Origin of the sequence: Cryobacterium sp. M91, from assembly GCF_002929615.1 — a bacterium.
GTDB lineage: Bacteria > Actinomycetota > Actinomycetes > Actinomycetales > Microbacteriaceae > Cryobacterium > Cryobacterium levicorallinum.
The window spans coordinates 104,050-119,724 of sequence record NZ_PJJT01000091.1; the positions used below are offsets into that span (position 1 = coordinate 104,050).

The window sequence follows — 15,675 nt, forward strand, 5'->3', positions numbered from 1 at the left end:
TGAGCCTCGGGTCAGGTAACGAGGACAAACCCTGAGCCGAAGTAAGGAGTCTTGCCAGACTCGATTAGGGGCAGGGAATCTTGGTGTAGCGGCGACCCTTGTTATCAACGGAGGTTCCGTTGTTGCCGTAGGCGCGGCATCCGGTGTAGTTGTCGACGCTGGGGACGGCGGGCGCAACATAGGGAGCGACGTAGGGGGCAACATACGGTTGCTCGGCGGCCCGCTGGGCGGCGAGAGCTTCTGCGGTGGCGGCCGCTTGCGCATCGGCGGCGGGCGGCGGGGACGACTGGGAGGCTTTGCTCAGGTTTGGCTGGGCACAATAGAAACCCCAGCCAAACCGAAGGGCCCCCAATGAGCAATTTCCAGCGCATTCTGAGCATGGCAGCCAAGGCCCTTGACCAGAAAGGGCAGCCGTCCTCCGGCGGGTCAGGCAAGACGGATTGGCGCGCGATGGTGCGCACCGCAGCCGACAAGGTCACCGGAGACAGCAGGCCCCCGGCGAACAACGAGCAGCGCAGCGCAGCTCCCCTTGCTGGTTCGAACGTGAGCGCGCAAGACCGCGCGGCTATCGCCCGTTACGACTACCTGCTGCAGACCGCGCAGCCGCAGCAGCTCGAGCAGGTACACCGCGACGCGTTCGCGCGGCTCACTCCGACGCAACGCGACGAGGTCAATTCCCAGTTGCGCGCAGAGCTGCCCACCAACGAATACCCGGCATCGTCCAGCCCGGACGACCTGGCCCGGTCGGCCACCCGCGGCGAAGCCCAGAATCCCGGGTTCCTGAAGAAACTGTTCGCGAAGCCGTCCGGCCGAGGAGTCGGCGGCGCTCTGGCTGGAGCCGCTGTCGGGCTCGGGGCCGGCGGGCTACTCGCCGCCGTCGCCGGTGGCGCGGTGCTCAGCACTGTGGCCGGGCCTCTTCTGGAACAGGCGGCCGGCTTTGGCGTCGATTTCGAGAACCTTGCCGGCGGTCTTGAGGGAGTCACCCAGGGCGTCGATGTTGAGAGCCTCACCGGCGGTCTTGAGGGAGTCACCCAGGGCGTTGCCGACAGCGCGGGCGAGTACGCGACCGGGCTGGGCGAGCAGGTGAAAGATCTGGGATCGAACTTTGAGATCCCCGGTCTCTCAGCACTCGGCAACCTGTTTGGCCGCGACTAGGCAGTACCGACAAAGCTGGCTGCCAGCCGACACGGACTCGGCCGGGGTCTCAACCCCAAGGCTCTCGTCTTCTTCCTCGCGTTCATGCCGCAGTTCATCCAGCCGGAACAGCCGCCGCGCCCCCAATATCTCGCACTGACCGTCAGCGTAGTACTGATCGACATCGTCGTGATGTGGCTGTTCTTCGCGGTGGCGGCGAGATCGTTCCAGCGCTTCACGAACACCACTCGCGGCCAGCTCATTCTCAACCGCACGTTCGGCCTGCTGTTCATATCCGTCGCGCTGCTGCTGGCGCTGGTGCACTGAGCGGGTTTACCCGGGCGCGCCTGACCATCAGCGCTCTCGGAATGAGCCAGCCGGTCGTCGTCGGGTCCCCGCGCGGATCGCCGAGCAAGCCTCCGCCCGACCGGTTCCCTACAACGCGAGCGCAGGCTCCCCCAGCGCCCGCATGACCGAGTACAGGTCGGCTTTTCCCTCGAAGCCGATCCCGGGCAGGTTCGGCATCGTGATGAAGCCGTTTACTACTTCCGATCCATCAGGAAAACCGCCGAAGGGCTGGAACAGGTCGGGATAGCTCTCGTTGCCACCGAGGCCGAGGCCGGCCGCGATGTTGAGGGACATCTGGTGGCCGCCGTGCGGGATGCAGCGCGAGCGGGACCATCCGTTCTGCTCGAGCATATTGAGGGTGCGCAGGTATTCCACGAGCCCGTAACTGAGCGCGCAGTCGAACTGCAGCCAGTCTTTCTCGGGTCGCAGGCCTCCGTAGCGAATGAGGTTGCGGGCGTCCTGCATGGAGAACAGGTTCTCGCCGGTAGCGATGGGCTTGTCATATGCGGCGGCAACCGCCGCCTGCGCCTCGAAGTCTAGGGGATCGACGGGCTCTTCGTACCAGAACAGGTCGTACTGCGAGAGCGCCCGAGCGTATTCCACGGCGGTCGCCTGGTCGAAACGACCGTTGGCGTCTACGGCCAGCCGCTGATGCGGTTCAAGCATGCCCAGCACGGCTTCGATGCGCTGCAGGTCGTCGGCAAGCGGCGCTCCGCCGATCTTGGCCTTCACTACGGTGTAGCCGCGGTCGAAATAGCTCTGCATCTCATCGGTCAGGCCGGTGAGGCCGCGCCCGGGCTGGTAGTAGCCGCCGGCGGCGTAGACGAAGACCTCACGGTTGGGCGTTCCCGTACCGAAACGCTCGGCCAGCAGCTGAAACAGCGGCTTCTCCTCGATCTTGGCCACGGCATCCCAGACGGCCATGTCAACCGCGCCCACCGCGACGGATCGCTCACCATGCCCGCCGGGCTTTTCGTTGGCCATCAGGGTGTTCCAGATGCGTTCCGGTTCGAAGTTGTCGCGCACCGGGTCGAGCAGGTCGACCGGGTCGGCCGCGAGCAGGCGCGGCAACAGACGCTCGCGAATGATGGCACCCTGGCCGTAACGCCCGTTGGAGTTGAAGCCATAGCCCACGACCGGGCGGCCATCGCGCACGACGTCGGTGACAACGGCGACCACGCTCAGGGTCATCTTGCTGAAGTCGATGAAGGCGTTGCGAATCGGCGAGCTGATCGGCATGGTTTCTTCGCGTACGTCGACGATTCTCATCGCAGCACAGCCTCGGCGGTCACGGTAGCGAATGCATCGGCGAGGGCGTCGGAAACCTCTTCGGTGGTGGCGCGTCCGCCGAGATCGGGAGTGCGCACATCCGTTTCGAGCAGCACGTGGCCCATGGTGTCGACGAGCGCGGCGCCCGCTTCGGGGTGGCCGAGGTGGTCGAGCATCATCGACGCCGCCCAGACCTGACCGAGCGGGTTGGCCTTTCCTTGACCGGCAATGTCCGGTGCCGAGCCGTGCACCGGCTCGAACATTGAGGGGAACTCGCCCTCGGGGTTGAGGTTGGCCGAGGGCGCGATGCCGATGCTACCGATGATGGCCGCGCCGAGGTCGGTGAGAATGTCGCCGAACAGGTTGGAGGCCACAATTACGTCGAAGCGGCCCGGGTCCAGCACGAACAAGGCTGCGAGGGCGTCAATGTGGTATTCCGAGATCTCCAGCAACGGATGCTCCTGCCCGAGTTCGCGCAGAATCTCGTCCCAGAACGGCATGGTGTGAATGATGCCGTTGGACTTGGTGGCGCTGGCGAGTCGTCCCTCGCGCTGTTCGGCGAGGTTGATGGCATAGTTCATGGCTCGGGTCACGCCGAATCGGGTGAAGATCGATTCTTGAATAGCGACCTCCTGCGGCAGGCCGCGGTAGAGGCGACCGCCGCTTTCGGAGTACTCGCCCTCGTTGTTTTCGCGCACCACCTGAAAGTCGATGCCCCCGGCGGGCACCTTGCGCAGTGGGCTTTCAATACCCGGGAGCAGCTTGATGGGACGCAGGTTGATGTATTGCTGGAAGGCGCGGCGGATGGGTATGAGCAGGCCCCACAGCGATACGTGGTCAGGAACGCCGGGAAACCCAACCGCGCCGAGCAAAATCTGGTCACACTCGGCGAGCTGTTCGATGCCGTCGGCGGGCATCATGGCTCCGGTGCGGGCGTAGTACTCGCAGCTCCAGTCAAAATTTTGCCATTCGAAGGCGAACCCGAAACGGTGGCCGGCCAGCTCGAGCAGGCGCTGTGCCGGGGGCATCACTTCGGTGCCGATTCCGTCGCCGGGAATGACGGCAATGCGGTGGGTGGGAATGGTCATGGGGTTACCTCCAAGTTTGGATAGTTCGTTGGGGAAGGGTGAAGTTTTGAATGCGCCACATTTCTTACGCGCCGGCGCCCGAACCACCCTCGTGCACGCTCACGGTCGGCTCGATGCCGTCGGCGCCGACCACCTCGCGCCAGGCCTCAAAGCCCCCTTGAAAGGCCACGATTCCAGCCTCGGGCAGCGAGATCTCGATCGCTTCCAGAATCTCGGTCGCCGACACCCCGAGGTCCAGAGCCACCCGGATATGGCTTTGGATGTGCCCCTTCGCCGCGCGCATCACCGTGAGGCTCACGATGAAGATGAGCTCCTTGGTACGACGGTCCAGGGTGCGCTGGTCGAGGTACGCGGCTGACACCAGGTGGTTCGCGGCCTGCAGCACCGGAAAATCCTGTTTCGCCATCACCTTGTGGTAATCGAGCACATAACCACGCTTGCGGGCCATCTCGTCGATGTAGTCCTGCGGGTTCTCAGACATGATTCACTCCTTCATTTCAGATCGAAGCTCGACCTGGTTGACGACTTCGACATAACGCACGACCTCGGTGTGGTCTAAGGGCAGGGTGTGGTCTAACGGCACGTTGTCCCCGAGCACCCGGCGGGCCTCGGTGAGCACCCCTACGGTCGTGTCCGTGATCGGCGTGCTCATTCCGGCACCGAGCGCCTGAGCGATCGCCACGTCCTTGAGCATGAGGTCGAGCGAGAAACCGGAATCGAACGTGCCGTTCAGCACGTGTTTGGCGTACTTCACCTCGGTGGCCTGGCTGCGCCCGGTCGACGAATTCACTACGTCCAGCATTACCGCAGCGTCGATGCCGAAGGTGCGCGCCACCGTGAAGATCTCGGCCGCAGCCGCGAGATTGGTGGCCGACAACAAATTATTGAGCGCCTTCGCGGCGTGCCCGGACCCGCTCGGCCCCACCACGGTGATGCGGGTGCCGAGCGGAGCCAGGTGCTCCATCGCCCGCTCCCGATCAGCCGCGAGCCCGCCCACCATGATCGACAGCTCCCCGATGCTGGCCTTTGCCACCCCGCCGGACACCGGGGCATCCACGAACGCGATCCCGGCGGAAGCGGCCTGCGCGGCCAGCCGCTGCGTGCTCGCCGGCTCCGACGAGCCCATGTCGATCACGAGCACACCGGGCTCGAGCTGGGCGAGCAGCGCTACCACGACGGATTCGACGATGCGGCTGTTGGGGAGCATCAGGATCACCGTGCGGATGCCTGCCGGAAGCTCCTCGAGCCTGGCCAGTGCCCGACCGCCCACCGCGGCGGCGAGCGTCGCGCTCGCCGCCGCATCCACGTCATAGAGCAGCACGTCACGACCGGGCGCATAGCGGCGAACCATCGGGTCGCCCATTTTGCCTAGGCCGATGAACAGTGTGGTCATAATGTCTCCTTTGACAGTGTGGAAAAGTACAGTACTCAGGCCACGGGCACCGGGGGCGGAGTGGTTCGAGCCAGCACCACGGCGATGTATCCGGCCACAATCTGCACCGCGCCCACAATGATCCACAGCGCGACCTCGGGTACCGCCGCGTAGAGCAGGCCGAATGCGAGCGGGCCGGCGCCGCTGCCGACGTAAGTACCGATCTGCATGATGCCCGTCGCGCTTGGCGTAGCCGGACCGGCCACGCGGGACACCACAAAGTGGGTGAGTCCGGGCCAGCCCCAGCCAATGCCGAGAGCAAGCAGCATGCCCACCACGAAGGTCCACTGGGTGTCGACAGCCATGAGCAGCACCCCCACGCCGCCAACGCACATCATGGTGGCCACGGTCGCGAGCGCGAATTTGCTGTTTGCCCGATCAGCGATGCGTCCCACGATGACGCGCACGGTGACGCTGAGCAAACCGCCTACGCTCAAGAGGGTGCCCGCCCACGCTAGCGGCAGGCCGCGCTCGATGCCGGTGATCACCGCATACGCGGTGACGGCGCCGGTGGCCGCGGCGGAGAGCGTGGTGACGCTCGTCATCAGCAGCAGGTACTTCATCAGCGCCGGCGTCAGCGGCACGTGTGAGCCGCCTCGTCGATGGCGCGAGAGCTCCCCGCGCGGCACCGACCACCAGAACAGCACGCCCACCGCGAGCGCGAACAGGCTCGCCAGACCGAATCCCCAATGCCACCCCAGGGTGAGCGCGAGCGCGGGCACGGCCAGCCCGGCCAGGAACGCGGAGAACGGGATCGCCGATTGCTTAATACCGAACGCGGTCGCGAGCATGCCGCGCCGCACCCGCAGGTTGATCAGCTGATTCGCCGCCGGGTGACTGATGCCATTGGACACCCCACCCACTCCAGCCCACACCAGCAGCCAGGCCCACGACGGCACTAAGAATGCGGCGCCCGCGAGGCTCAGCGCGCCGACGACCAACCCGAGGAGGGTTGCCGAGCGTATGCCCGACCACGACACAAGCCGGCCGGCCAGCAGGGACATCACCGCGGCCGCACCCCAGTAGCTGGCCACCGCCGCGCCGAGCACCCACTGTGGGGCCGGCACATCGCGCTGGATCTGCACGAACAGGGCGCCAAGCAAGAACACCGGCAGCCCGCCAGTGATGGTGGCGCCCGCCGCGAGCACCACCGCACGGGAGCCCGACTCGCGCCGGCGCATCACTTACGCACGAGAGGCAGTGAGGGTATCTCTGGGCACTGCTACGCCTCCGCCGAGCACTGTGGAGTCGTCGAGCTCGGACACGCTTGCGGCCAGTGCCTTCGCCGCGGGCGCCCCGATCAGCCCTTCCGCCTTCTGCACGATGTCGGCCCAGGTTGCCCGGTCGCCCGGCGCCCCACGGAAGGAATTTTCGCTCTTCTCGATCACGGTTCCGTTTCGGAGCACAACCTGCACTTCGGCCTGCCACCGAGCCGGGAATGCGGCCTCGAGCGAGTCGCTGCGATAGCACTCGACCTTTTCCATCCACTCCATGAGCTCCGCGGCCACGGCAGGTGCGTCGTCGAACTGGTCGACAGTGGCGCGCCCGGTTGCGAGCGCGACCGCCGCGCCGAACGGCATATTGAACTGGGCGTCCACCGGCGTGTTGACCACGAGTTTGCGTGCCGCGGGCTCAGAAACGAGCGAGGCACCGGCCCGGATCACGCCGACTCGGATGCGTGCGACATCGTCGATGCCGAGCTCAGGGTTCTGCTCGCGAATGTCGCGCAGCAGATCGATGTTGCCGTGCATATAGCGGCAGCAGGGGTAGAACTTGATCGAGGTGTCGAGCGCGCTACGGCCGAATTCGAGCGCCAGCTGTCGGCCCTCGACCACGCCCGCGCCGTACTGCACGAGAAAGCCGTCTCGGCCCTCGATGGCCGTGGCCGGTGCGGTGAATCCGGCGGCGGCGAGCTTCGCAGCGCGAATACCCGTGGCCGCGGCATGCCCGGCGTTGAGCCGTTTGGTCCAGGAGCCGTCGGCCAGAAATTCGAGCGAACCAGACGCCATGTTCGCCGCCAGTCCGAGGGCATGCGCCGTCTGCTCCACCGTGAGACCGAGCAGCCGGGCCGCCGCCGCCGCGGCACCGAGGCAGCCGGCCACCCCCGTGGGGTGAAAGCCGCGCCCGTAGCTCTCGCGGGCACCGAGCAGCACGCCCACCGTGCACATCACGTCGTAGCCCACGATGGCGGCCCGCAGTACCTCGCCGGTGAGCGACTGCCGCGTGCTGGCGAGAGCGAGCACTGCCGGGAAGATGACGACGCCGGGGTGCAGCGAGGACTCCTCAAAGGTGTCATCGAGTTCGAGGCCGTGTGCGGTGATGCCGTTCACCAGGGCGGCGCTTTCCACCGTGGCGAAGCCGCTCTTACCAGCTCCATCCACTCCGTGCAGGGCGGCCGGGAAGAAGGCCGTCGGCTGCTCCGATATTTCGACGGCAGCGCGGGCAGCCACCGCCGAGTCGCGGTGAAACCCGCCGCCGGTGATGGCGTGGTAGTCGAGCAGCAGCAGCCGCATCCAGTCTGCAAGCTCGGGCGACACTGTGTGGTCGGCCACGGCGTGGACGGCGAGACGGTGTGAGACGGTACTCATGTCGGTGCCTTTCGTAGCAATCACGGCAGCAGGCGGGTGGGGCTGAGCCCCACGAAGGTGCGGTCGTCTTTCTGGAAGAAGTCGTTTCCTTTGTCGTCGACCACCAGGAAGGCGGGAAAGTTCTCGACCTCCACGCGGAAGACGGCTTCCATGCCGAGCTCGGCGTAGTCGATGACCTCGACCGAGCGGATGCAGTCCTGCGCCAGCCGCGCGGCGGGGCCGCCAACCGAGCCGAGGTAGAACCCGCCGTTGGCATGGCAGGAGGCGGTGACGGCGGCGGAGCGGTTGCCCTTGGCGAGCATCACCAGCGAGGCCCCGAGCGCCTGAAACTCGGCCACGTAGCCGTCCATGCGGCCGGCCGTCGTTGGCCCAAACGACCCCGACGGCATTCCCTCCGGCGTCTTGGCCGGGCCGGCGTAATAGATGGGGTGCTTGAGCAGGTAGTCGGGCACGCCCTCGCCGCGCGCAATCCGCTCGCGAATCTTCGCGTGCACGATGTCGCGACCCACGATGAGTGTGCCGGTCAGTGAGAGCCGCATGCTCACCGTGCAGGCACTGAGCTGGGCGCGAATCTCCGCCATGGGCACCGTGAGGTCGATGGCAACGGATGCCGACGCGTCCGTTATTTCTGCCAGCCCGGTGCTCGGAATGAACCGGGCCGGGTCGCGTTCGAGTTCTTCGAGGAACACCCCCTCCGGAGTGATACGGCCGAGGACCTGACGGTCGGCCGAGCATGACACCGCGATCGCAATGGGCAGCGAGCCGCCGTGGCGCGGCAGGCGCACCACCCGCACGTCGTGGCAGAAGTACTTTCCGCCGAACTGGGCGCCGAAACCGAGCTGGGTCGTGAGCTCGAACACCTTCTGCTCGAAGTCTTGGTCGCGATAGCCGTGTCCAGCGTCGCTGCCCTGCTCGGGCAGGGTGTCGAGATAGTGGGCCGAGGCGAGCTTGGCGGTTTTCAGGGCGAATTCTGCGCTGGTTCCGCCGATCACGACGGCGAGATGGTACGGCGGGCAGGCCGCGGTTCCGATACTTTCGATCTTCGCCTTCAGGAACTCGAGCATTCTCTTCTCGTCGAGGATCGACTTGGTCTCCTGATAGAGGAAGGACTTGTTGGCGCTGCCGCCACCCTTCGCCATGAAGAGAAACTCGTATTCCAGCCCCTGCCCGAGGCCGATCTCGATCTGCGCCGGCAGGTTGTTCTGCGTATTCGCCTCGGTCCACATATCGACCGGGGACATCTGGGAGTAGCGCAGGTTGAGGTCCTGGTACGCCTGATAGACGCCGTGGCTGAGGCTGCGAGCATCCGTTCCGTCGGTCTGGATGCGATGGCCCCGTTTGGCGGAGATGATGGCCGTTCCGGTGTCCTGGCACATGGGCAGCACTCCGCCGGAGGCGACGTTGGCGTTCTGCAGCAGGTCGAGTGCCACATATCGGTCGTTCGCCGAGGACTCCGGGTCGTCGATGATGCGGCGCAGCTGGGCCAGGTGGCTGGGACGCAGAAAGTGGGCCAGGTCGCGAAAGGCCGCATCGGCGAGGGCCTCGATCGCGGACTGGTCTACCTCGAGCACGGCCTCTTCTCCGCTGCCGCGCACCCTGTAACCGGCCACGTCGAGGCGGCGCATCGGGGTGTCGGTGGGGCCGAGCGGCAACTGGTCGACATAGCTGAACTCAGCCATCACAGCACGCCCGCGCCGGTGAGCTCGTCGATGGCGGCGGCGCTGTAGCCGAGGGCGCCAAGGATCGACCGGGTGTCGGCACCCACGTCGGGCACCCGGTCCATGCGCACCGCCTGGCCCACCACGGTCACGGCCGGGAGCAAAGCCCGCACTTGTCCAGCCGAAGTCTCGACGGTGCGCCAGCGGTTTCGCGCGCTGAGCTGCGGGTGAGTGAGGACGTCTTTCACTTCGCGCTGACGTGCAAAGGCCACCGTCGACTCGGCGAGGCGGCGTTCCATCTCCGGCCCATCGTGGGCGGCGAAGACCGCATCGACCACGGCATGCAGCTCGGTGCGGTGGGTCAGGCGCACACTGCTGGTGGCGAAGCGCTCGTCGTTGATCAGATCCGGCCGTTCCAGCACACCGGCGCAGAACGACGCCCACTCGCGGTCATTCTGCACCGAGAGCACGACGTCCACGCCGTCTCCGGCCCGGAACGTGCCGTAGGGGGCGATCGACGCATGGCTGGTGCCAGCACGGGCCGGGGCGGTTCCGCCGTATTCGGTGTAGTAGAGGGGAAAGCCCATCCACTCGACCACGGAATCGAAGAGGCTCACCTCGACCTCTGACCCTTCACCGGTGCGCTCGCGGTGAAACAGGGCGGTGAGAATTCCGGAGAGGGCGTACATGCCAGCGCCAATATCCGCCGTCGGAATACCAGTCTTGGCGGGAGCCTCCGCGGTGCCCGTGATCGCCACGAGTCCGGCCTCGCTCTGAATCAGCAGGTCATAGGCCTTGGCGTCTCGGTAGGGACCACTACTGCCATATCCGCTGATGGAACAGGTAATCAGGGTCGGGTAGCGCTCGCGCAACTCGGCGGCGCCGAGACCGAGGCGAGCCGCCGCATCCGGTGCCAGATTCTGCACGAAGACGTCGGCGGTGGCAAGCAGCTCGTGCATTATCGCCAGGGCCTCTGGCCGTTTCAGGTCGAGGGCGAGGCTCTCCTTGTTGCGGTTGAGCCAGACGAAGTGGCTGGACAGCCCGTTCACCGTCTCGTCGTAGCTGCGGGCGAAATCGCCTGTGCCTGGACGTTCGATCTTGATCACCCTGGCACCCTGGTCGGCGAGGTGGCGGGTGGCCAGGGGAGCAGCCACGGCGTGTTCGCAGGAGATCACCGTGATGCCCTCGAGGGGCAGAGTCTGGGACATATTCAACCTTCAACGCTGACGATAAAATGCATGATTCTCTAAATAATGTATCATTCTGAAACGGAGGCATCTACCCCTCGTCCGGTGGATGCGGTTCGGATAGAGTGAGGCCTTTGACCGCCACCCCGCGAAAAATGCAAGGAAATATGATGGGAATGACCGAGGCGCCCCCCACAAAGCGGGATCAGATCGTCGACGAACTCCGGCGCCTGATTCTCAGCGGTAATCTGCCCCGCGGCGCAAAGCTGCCCCAAGATGAACTAGCCCGCCAGTTCAGCAGCAGCATCACCCCGGTGCGCGAGGCGCTGCGCGCCCTCGAAGCCGAGAACCTTGTGGTGAGCGAACCTCGGCGCGGAGTGCGGGTGGCCGGTATCAATTTCGAGCGGGCCAAAGCGACTTATATTATTCGTCGGCTCACCGAGAGCTACGCCATGCGGCGCGCGGCGATCCGGCTTTCGCCGCTCGAACTGCGCCAGGTCGAACTGCTGCTCGACGAACTGAACGCGGCCACTGCCCGTCACGATTCGGATGCCGTCCGCCAATTGAATAAGCGCTTCCACTTCTTCTTCTACGAGCGCTGCGGCATCCCCAGCCTGGTCGAAGAGATCGATGCTCTCTGGAGAGTATTCCCGTGGGACTTGCTGCTCGACTCCCCCGAACCGGCCGAGGACTCCGAGGCCGAGCACCGAGCGATGCTCGAAGCCGTGCGCGCCGGAGACGCCGAAGCTGCGGGGCTGGCCCTTGAGCATCACGTGTCGCGCAGCTTCATTGCGCTGAACGCGCGTTACACCGGCAAGCCGCCCGCCGACCCTTTCGACATCGCCAACGACTGACGCGCGGTTCGTTGGCCAGGGCGACGGATGCCGTACGTTGTACTGGGCGCACCGCCCGGACACGTTCACGCTTGCGCGGCTTCTGCCCCGCGGCGGGCGAGGATGCGCTCGGCCCGCACGGTGACCGGGCGGTCGATCATCTGTCCGTTCACCTCAGCTGCACCCCCGGTGGCGCCGATCACGCTGCGTGCCCAGTCGATCTCGGCCGGCGTGGGGCGGAACGCGGCCGCCACCGGTTCGAGCTGGGCGGGGTGAATGCAGAGCTTGCCGCCGAAGCCGAACTGCCGGGCGAGGGCAGCCGAATCGGTCACTGCCCCGGTGTCACTAATTTGCACGCTCGGCGAGTCAAGCGGCGCTTCGAGGCCGGCCGCGCGCGAGGCGACGACGATAGCCGACCGGGCGTAGTCGAGCACGCGGTCGCCAGCACCGGCGTTAATATCGAGGGCGTAGTCGATGGCGCCGAAGGCCAACCGAGTCACGCCCGGCACCCGGGCCAGCTCGGGCGCGTTCTGCACGCCGGCGGCGGACTCAATCAGCGCCACGAGCGCGAGCGGCGGTCCGGCAACCCCGGCAAACGCGGCCGCGACCTCGCGGAGCAGTTCGGGGTTTTCGGCCTTGGGCACGACGAGACCGAGCAACCCGTGGCCGGACCGCGCGGCGAGGTCACGGAGAGCTGCGAGCTCCGCGGGCAAGCTCACAGCCCCCGCGGCGTTGACGCGCACGAGGGCGCGAACCGGGTCGGGGCCGGCGGCAAGGTGCTCAAGGATGGCGGCCAGGGCATTCGCTTTGGACTCGGGCGCGACGGCGTCTTCGAGGTCGATAATCACGACGTCGGCCGCTGAACCGGTGGCCTTGCGAAAGCGCTCTGGCCGGTCGCCGGGCACGAACAGGGCGGTGACGGCGCTAGCCGTGGTGGTACGGGACATAGTGTCTCCTGGATTGATCGGCACGAGACCGGTGACGCTCAGTATGAGCGGGGCAGGCCGAGCACCTTGGTGGCCACGAAACTCTTGATCAGGTTGTTGCTCACCGGAGCGGTCTGGAACATGCGTGTCTCGCGGAACTTGCGCTCCACGTCGTACTCGTCCACGAAGCCGTAGCCGCCGTGGGTGTCGAGGCACGCATTGGCGGCGGCCCAGCTGGCCTCCGAGGAGAGGTGCTTGGCCATGTTGGCCTCGGCGCCGCACGGCGCGCCAGCGTCGAAGAGGCGGGCGGCTTCGTAGCGCATCAGGTCGGCCGCGCGCACCTTCATGTAGGCGTCGGCAATGGGAAACTGCACGCCCTGGTTGCTGCCGATCGGGCGGCCGAAGACCTCGCGGCTGTTCGCGTAGGCGCTGGCCCGGGCACTGAACCAGTAGCCGTCGCCGATAGCCTCGGCCGACAGCAGAATGCGCTCGGCGTTCCAGCCGTCCAGTACGTAGCGGAAGCCGCGGTCGACCTCACCGATCACCGCGCTTTTGGGCACCCGCATGCCGCGGTAGTGCACCTGGTTGGTGGCGTAGTTGAACATGGTACGCACCGGGATGGTTTCAAGGGTATGCGGCTGCTCGGCACGAACCTTGCGTAGGTCGACGAGGAACAGGGTGAGGCCCACGGTCTTGTCGGCGCCCCGGTCGCTCGTGCGGGCCAGCACCATGGCCAGGTCGGAGTCGTTGATGCGGCTGGTCCAGTTCTTGTGGCCGGTGATCACGAAATCATCGCCATCGGCCTCCGCGCGGGTGAGGATGCTCGTGGTGTCCAAACCAGCGACATCCTCGGTGACCGAAAACGCCTGCAGTCGCAGCCGGCCGGCCGCGATCTCCGGCAGATATTCGGCCTTCTGGGCTGCTGTGCCGTGGCGTAGCAGCGCGCCCATGATGTACATCTGGGCGTGACAGGCGGCGGAATGGCCGCCGGAGCGGTTGATCTCCTCCATAATCACGCTGGCCTGGGTGAGGGAGTAGCCGAGGCCACCGTACTTGGTAGGGATGAGGGCGCTGAGCAGGCGGGCCTGGGTGAGGGTCTCCACGAATTCCTGCGGGTAGCTGCGGTCGCGGTCGCTCTGGCGCCAATACTCGTCGGGGAAGCCGGCGCAGAGGTCCCTGGTGAACTGGCGAATTTCGTCGAGCGACAATCCCGGCGAGGCCTGCCGGGTGGCCGGTGCGGTGTCGAGCAGGTCTGTCATGAGGGCTCCTTGTCGAGTATCGGGCGGACCGGACGTTAATAGAGTACATAATATATTAAAACGGCGCCAGAGGTATTTGTCGTGCTTTGAGGAAGCAAATAGCTTGACTTGTCTGTGTTTCTCGCAGAAAATACCCCTAATAGATAATATATTCTGTACAAGGAGATCGACTCATGGCCGAGCATACCCTGACCCCCGAATCCACCGGACGCGTCGTCGCGGGCTGGACCGGACGCCTCTGGGAAGACTTCGCCGTCGGCGATATCTACTACCACCCGTTGGGTAAGACGGTCACCGAAGGTGACAATCAGATGTTCACGCTGATGACGCAAAACGTGGCCAAGACGCACATCGACAGCAACTTCGCGCTACGCACGGAGTACAAGCTGCCGCTCGTGAACTCCACCTTCATCCTCGCGCTCGTCACCGGGCAGTCCACGATCGACCTGTCGATGAACGTGTTCGCCAACCTCGGCTGGGACGAGGTACGAATGCCCAGCCCGGTCTTCGAGGGCGACACAATCTACTCGCGTTCCAAGGTGCTGGCTACGCGCGCCTCGAAGTCGCGCCCCACCCTAGGCCTCGTGACCGTGGCGACCGAGGGCTACAACCAGAACAGCGTCATCGTGATGAGCTACCAGCGCACGTTCATGGTCTACCGCGAGGGGCACCTGCCCGACTTGGAGGACACCCGACCGAACGAGGCGAGTCTGCCGGCGACGCTCGAAAAGAACTAGAGGATGCGCGCGCTGCCGCTGGCCGGGCTCACGGTCGTCTCCCTCGAACAAGCCGTCGCCGCGCCGTTCGCCACCCGGCAGCTCGCCGACCTCGGCGCTCGAGTGATCAAGGTGGAGCGGGACACCGGAGACTTCGCTCGCGGCTACGACGAGACCGTGCACGGCATGTCGAGCTACTTCGTGTGGCTCAACCGCAGCAAAGAAAGCATCGTGCTCGATCTGAAGAGCGACTCGGGCCTGGCCGTGCTGCGTGAACTGGTCAGCCGCGCCGACGTGCTGGTGCAAAATCTCGCTCCGGGGGCTGTGGAACGGCTCGGTCTCGGACCCGACGAGGCCCTCGCCTTCAACCCGCGGCTCATCCACGCCTCTATCTCGGGCTACGGCCGCGGCGGCAGCTATGAGCAGAAGAAAGCCTACGACCTGCTCGTGCAGTGCGAAGCCGGCCTGCTGAGCGTCACTGGCACACCCGAGGACCCTGCCAAGGTCGGCGTCTCCATCGCGGATATCTGCGCCGGCATGTACACCTTCTCGGGAATCCTCACCTCGCTGCTGCAGCGCGCCACGACCGGGCGCGGCGACGTGCTCGAGGTATCGATGCTCGAGGCGCTCGGCGAGTGGATGCAGCAGCCCTACTTCTTCGCCGAGTACGGCGGTACTCCCCCGCAGCGCAACGGCGCACAGCACGCGTCGATCGCGCCCTACGGCCCGTTCGATACCGCGGACGGCACGGTCTTCTTTGGTATCCAGAACGAGCGCGAATGGGCAGCATTCTGCACTGATGTGCTGAAACGCCCGATTCTCGGAGCGCACCCAAATTTTCTGGGCAACGCCCTGCGGGTGCAGAACCGGCCAGCGCTGCACGCGGTGATCCTCGAGGTGCTGACCACCCTCACCTCCGTGGAGGTGCTCGCTCGACTGGACCGCGCGAACATCGCCAACGCGCAACTACGTAGCATGCACGACTTCTCGGCGCACCCGCAGCTGACCGAACGCGGCCGATGGCAGAACGTCGACTCACCGGTGGGGCCGGTGCGCAGCCTGATTCCGCCAGTGACGAGCCGTGAGACCGGGTTTCGCATGGACCCGGTGCCGGCGATCGGGCAGCACACCGAGCAGATCCTGGCTGAGCTCGGGCTCGCCCTCTGAACCAAGCATCGTGACCCTGGCTCGGCCCCGGTGATGCCGTAACTTAGGAGTGACCCTGCCCGAGAAAGGA

Annotated in this window: 15 protein-coding genes and 1 pseudogene; 5 read left to right on the forward strand and 11 right to left on the reverse strand. The window is 65.9% G+C overall.

Features of this window, described 5'->3' with window-relative positions; all coding sequences use genetic code 11:
- Positions 1 to 64 precede the first annotated feature (64 nt).
- Positions 65 to 352 (reverse strand): hypothetical protein, encoded by a 288-nt coding sequence (locus CXY80_RS17810; protein ID WP_092448834.1) that lies wholly within the window; start codon positions 350 to 352, stop codon positions 65 to 67.
- On the opposite strand from CXY80_RS17810, the gene CXY80_RS17815 reads away from it, so the two are divergent.
- Both CXY80_RS17815 and CXY80_RS17820 read left to right on the forward strand, forming a co-directional pair.
- The gene (locus tag CXY80_RS17815) at positions 352 to 1,155 is read left to right on the forward strand and encodes a hypothetical protein (RefSeq protein ID WP_092448835.1); all 804 of its coding nucleotides are present in this window, start codon (positions 352 to 354) and stop codon (positions 1,153 to 1,155) included. The genes CXY80_RS17810 and CXY80_RS17815 overlap by 1 nt on opposite strands.
- 48 nt (positions 1,156 to 1,203) lie before the next feature.
- Positions 1,204 to 1,461 (forward strand): annotated as a pseudogene (locus tag CXY80_RS17820) (LysE family transporter); the annotation flags it as partial.
- A 108-nt stretch (positions 1,462 to 1,569) separates the two neighbouring features.
- Here the strand turns inward: CXY80_RS17820 and CXY80_RS17825 are convergent.
- The 8 genes from CXY80_RS17825 to CXY80_RS17860 all read right to left on the reverse strand — a co-directional run bounded on the left by CXY80_RS17825 (position 1,570) and on the right by CXY80_RS17860 (position 10,725).
- On the reverse strand, positions 1,570 to 2,751 hold the full coding sequence (locus tag CXY80_RS17825; RefSeq protein ID WP_104133268.1) for a mandelate racemase/muconate lactonizing enzyme family protein: 1,182 nt from the start codon (positions 2,749 to 2,751) through the stop codon (positions 1,570 to 1,572).
- Entirely contained in the window at positions 2,748 to 3,839 is a 1,092-nt protein-coding gene (locus tag CXY80_RS17830; protein WP_174775305.1) for a tartrate dehydrogenase, read from the reverse strand. The genes CXY80_RS17825 and CXY80_RS17830 overlap by 4 nt, the downstream gene beginning before the upstream one ends.
- A 64-nt stretch (positions 3,840 to 3,903) precedes the next feature.
- Positions 3,904 to 4,320, reverse strand: coding sequence for a carboxymuconolactone decarboxylase family protein (locus CXY80_RS17835; protein WP_092448838.1), 417 nt, complete (start codon positions 4,318 to 4,320; stop codon positions 3,904 to 3,906).
- 3 nt (positions 4,321 to 4,323) lie between these two features.
- Positions 4,324 to 5,232, reverse strand: a complete 909-nt coding sequence (locus CXY80_RS17840) for an NAD(P)-dependent oxidoreductase (protein WP_104133269.1) — start codon at positions 5,230 to 5,232, stop codon at positions 4,324 to 4,326.
- Positions 5,233 to 5,267: 35 nt separating this feature from the next.
- Positions 5,268 to 6,452: a CynX/NimT family MFS transporter gene (locus CXY80_RS17845; RefSeq protein ID WP_233195469.1), complete on the reverse strand. Its 1,185-nt coding sequence runs from the start codon at positions 6,450 to 6,452 to the stop codon at positions 5,268 to 5,270.
- A gap of 3 nt (positions 6,453 to 6,455) precedes the next feature.
- Positions 6,456 to 7,859: an MmgE/PrpD family protein gene (locus CXY80_RS17850; protein ID WP_104133271.1), complete on the reverse strand. Its 1,404-nt coding sequence runs from the start codon at positions 7,857 to 7,859 to the stop codon at positions 6,456 to 6,458.
- A 20-nt stretch (positions 7,860 to 7,879) separates the two neighbouring features.
- Positions 7,880 to 9,538 carry a FumA C-terminus/TtdB family hydratase beta subunit gene (locus CXY80_RS17855; RefSeq protein ID WP_092448842.1) on the reverse strand — a complete coding sequence of 553 codons (1,659 nt, stop codon included), beginning with the start codon at positions 9,536 to 9,538 and terminating at the stop codon, positions 7,880 to 7,882.
- Positions 9,538 to 10,725 carry a CaiB/BaiF CoA-transferase family protein gene (locus CXY80_RS17860; protein ID WP_104133272.1) on the reverse strand — a complete coding sequence of 396 codons (1,188 nt, stop codon included), beginning with the start codon at positions 10,723 to 10,725 and terminating at the stop codon, positions 9,538 to 9,540. Before CXY80_RS17860 ends, CXY80_RS17855 begins: the two co-directional genes overlap by 1 nt.
- Positions 10,726 to 10,838: 113 nt before the next feature.
- Between CXY80_RS17860 and CXY80_RS17865 the strand changes: the two genes are divergently transcribed.
- The gene (locus tag CXY80_RS17865; RefSeq protein WP_134479313.1) at positions 10,839 to 11,558 is read left to right on the forward strand and encodes a GntR family transcriptional regulator; all 720 of its coding nucleotides are present in this window, start codon (positions 10,839 to 10,841) and stop codon (positions 11,556 to 11,558) included.
- A gap of 65 nt (positions 11,559 to 11,623) precedes the next feature.
- On the opposite strand, the gene CXY80_RS17870 is transcribed toward CXY80_RS17865, so the two are convergent.
- Complete coding sequence (locus CXY80_RS17870; RefSeq protein ID WP_104133273.1) at positions 11,624 to 12,484, reverse strand: CoA ester lyase; 861 nt, start codon at positions 12,482 to 12,484, stop codon at positions 11,624 to 11,626.
- Positions 12,485 to 12,522: 38 nt separating this feature from the next.
- On the reverse strand, positions 12,523 to 13,722 hold the full coding sequence (locus CXY80_RS17875; protein ID WP_104133274.1) for an acyl-CoA dehydrogenase family protein: 1,200 nt from the start codon (positions 13,720 to 13,722) through the stop codon (positions 12,523 to 12,525).
- 173 nt (positions 13,723 to 13,895) lie between these two features.
- Here CXY80_RS17875 and CXY80_RS17880 point away from each other — a divergent pair, with 173 nt between their 5' ends.
- Complete coding sequence (locus CXY80_RS17880) at positions 13,896 to 14,459, forward strand: MaoC family dehydratase (protein ID WP_092448847.1); 564 nt, start codon at positions 13,896 to 13,898, stop codon at positions 14,457 to 14,459.
- A gap of 3 nt (positions 14,460 to 14,462) precedes the next feature.
- Complete coding sequence (locus tag CXY80_RS17885) at positions 14,463 to 15,605, forward strand: CaiB/BaiF CoA-transferase family protein (protein WP_104133275.1); 1,143 nt, start codon at positions 14,463 to 14,465, stop codon at positions 15,603 to 15,605.
- The last annotated feature ends 70 nt before the right edge of the window (positions 15,606 to 15,675 follow it).

What these genes read in the sequence shown, in the direction of transcription:
- CXY80_RS17815 (WP_092448835.1), top strand. Translation starts at nt 352, where the DNA reads ATGAGCAATTTCCAGCGCATTCTGAGCATGGCAGCCAAGGCCCTTGAC.
- CXY80_RS17825 (WP_104133268.1), bottom strand. Translation starts at nt 2,751, where the DNA reads ATGAGAATCGTCGACGTACGCGAAGAAACCATGCCGATCAGCTCGCCG.
- CXY80_RS17830 (WP_174775305.1), bottom strand. Translation starts at nt 3,839, where the DNA reads ATGACCATTCCCACCCACCGCATTGCCGTCATTCCCGGCGACGGAATC.
- CXY80_RS17835 (WP_092448838.1), bottom strand. Translation starts at nt 4,320, where the DNA reads ATGTCTGAGAACCCGCAGGACTACATCGACGAGATGGCCCGCAAGCGT.
- CXY80_RS17840 (WP_104133269.1), bottom strand. Translation starts at nt 5,232, where the DNA reads ATGACCACACTGTTCATCGGCCTAGGCAAAATGGGCGACCCGATGGTT.
- CXY80_RS17845 (WP_233195469.1), bottom strand. Translation starts at nt 6,452, where the DNA reads ATGCGCCGGCGCGAGTCGGGCTCCCGTGCGGTGGTGCTCGCGGCGGGC.
- CXY80_RS17850 (WP_104133271.1), bottom strand. Translation starts at nt 7,859, where the DNA reads ATGAGTACCGTCTCACACCGTCTCGCCGTCCACGCCGTGGCCGACCAC.
- CXY80_RS17855 (WP_092448842.1), bottom strand. Translation starts at nt 9,538, where the DNA reads ATGGCTGAGTTCAGCTATGTCGACCAGTTGCCGCTCGGCCCCACCGAC.
- CXY80_RS17860 (WP_104133272.1), bottom strand. Translation starts at nt 10,725, where the DNA reads ATGTCCCAGACTCTGCCCCTCGAGGGCATCACGGTGATCTCCTGCGAA.
- CXY80_RS17870 (WP_104133273.1), bottom strand. Translation starts at nt 12,484, where the DNA reads ATGTCCCGTACCACCACGGCTAGCGCCGTCACCGCCCTGTTCGTGCCC.
- CXY80_RS17875 (WP_104133274.1), bottom strand. Translation starts at nt 13,722, where the DNA reads ATGACAGACCTGCTCGACACCGCACCGGCCACCCGGCAGGCCTCGCCG.
- CXY80_RS17880 (WP_092448847.1), top strand. Translation starts at nt 13,896, where the DNA reads ATGGCCGAGCATACCCTGACCCCCGAATCCACCGGACGCGTCGTCGCG.
- CXY80_RS17885 (WP_104133275.1), top strand. Translation starts at nt 14,463, where the DNA reads ATGCGCGCGCTGCCGCTGGCCGGGCTCACGGTCGTCTCCCTCGAACAA.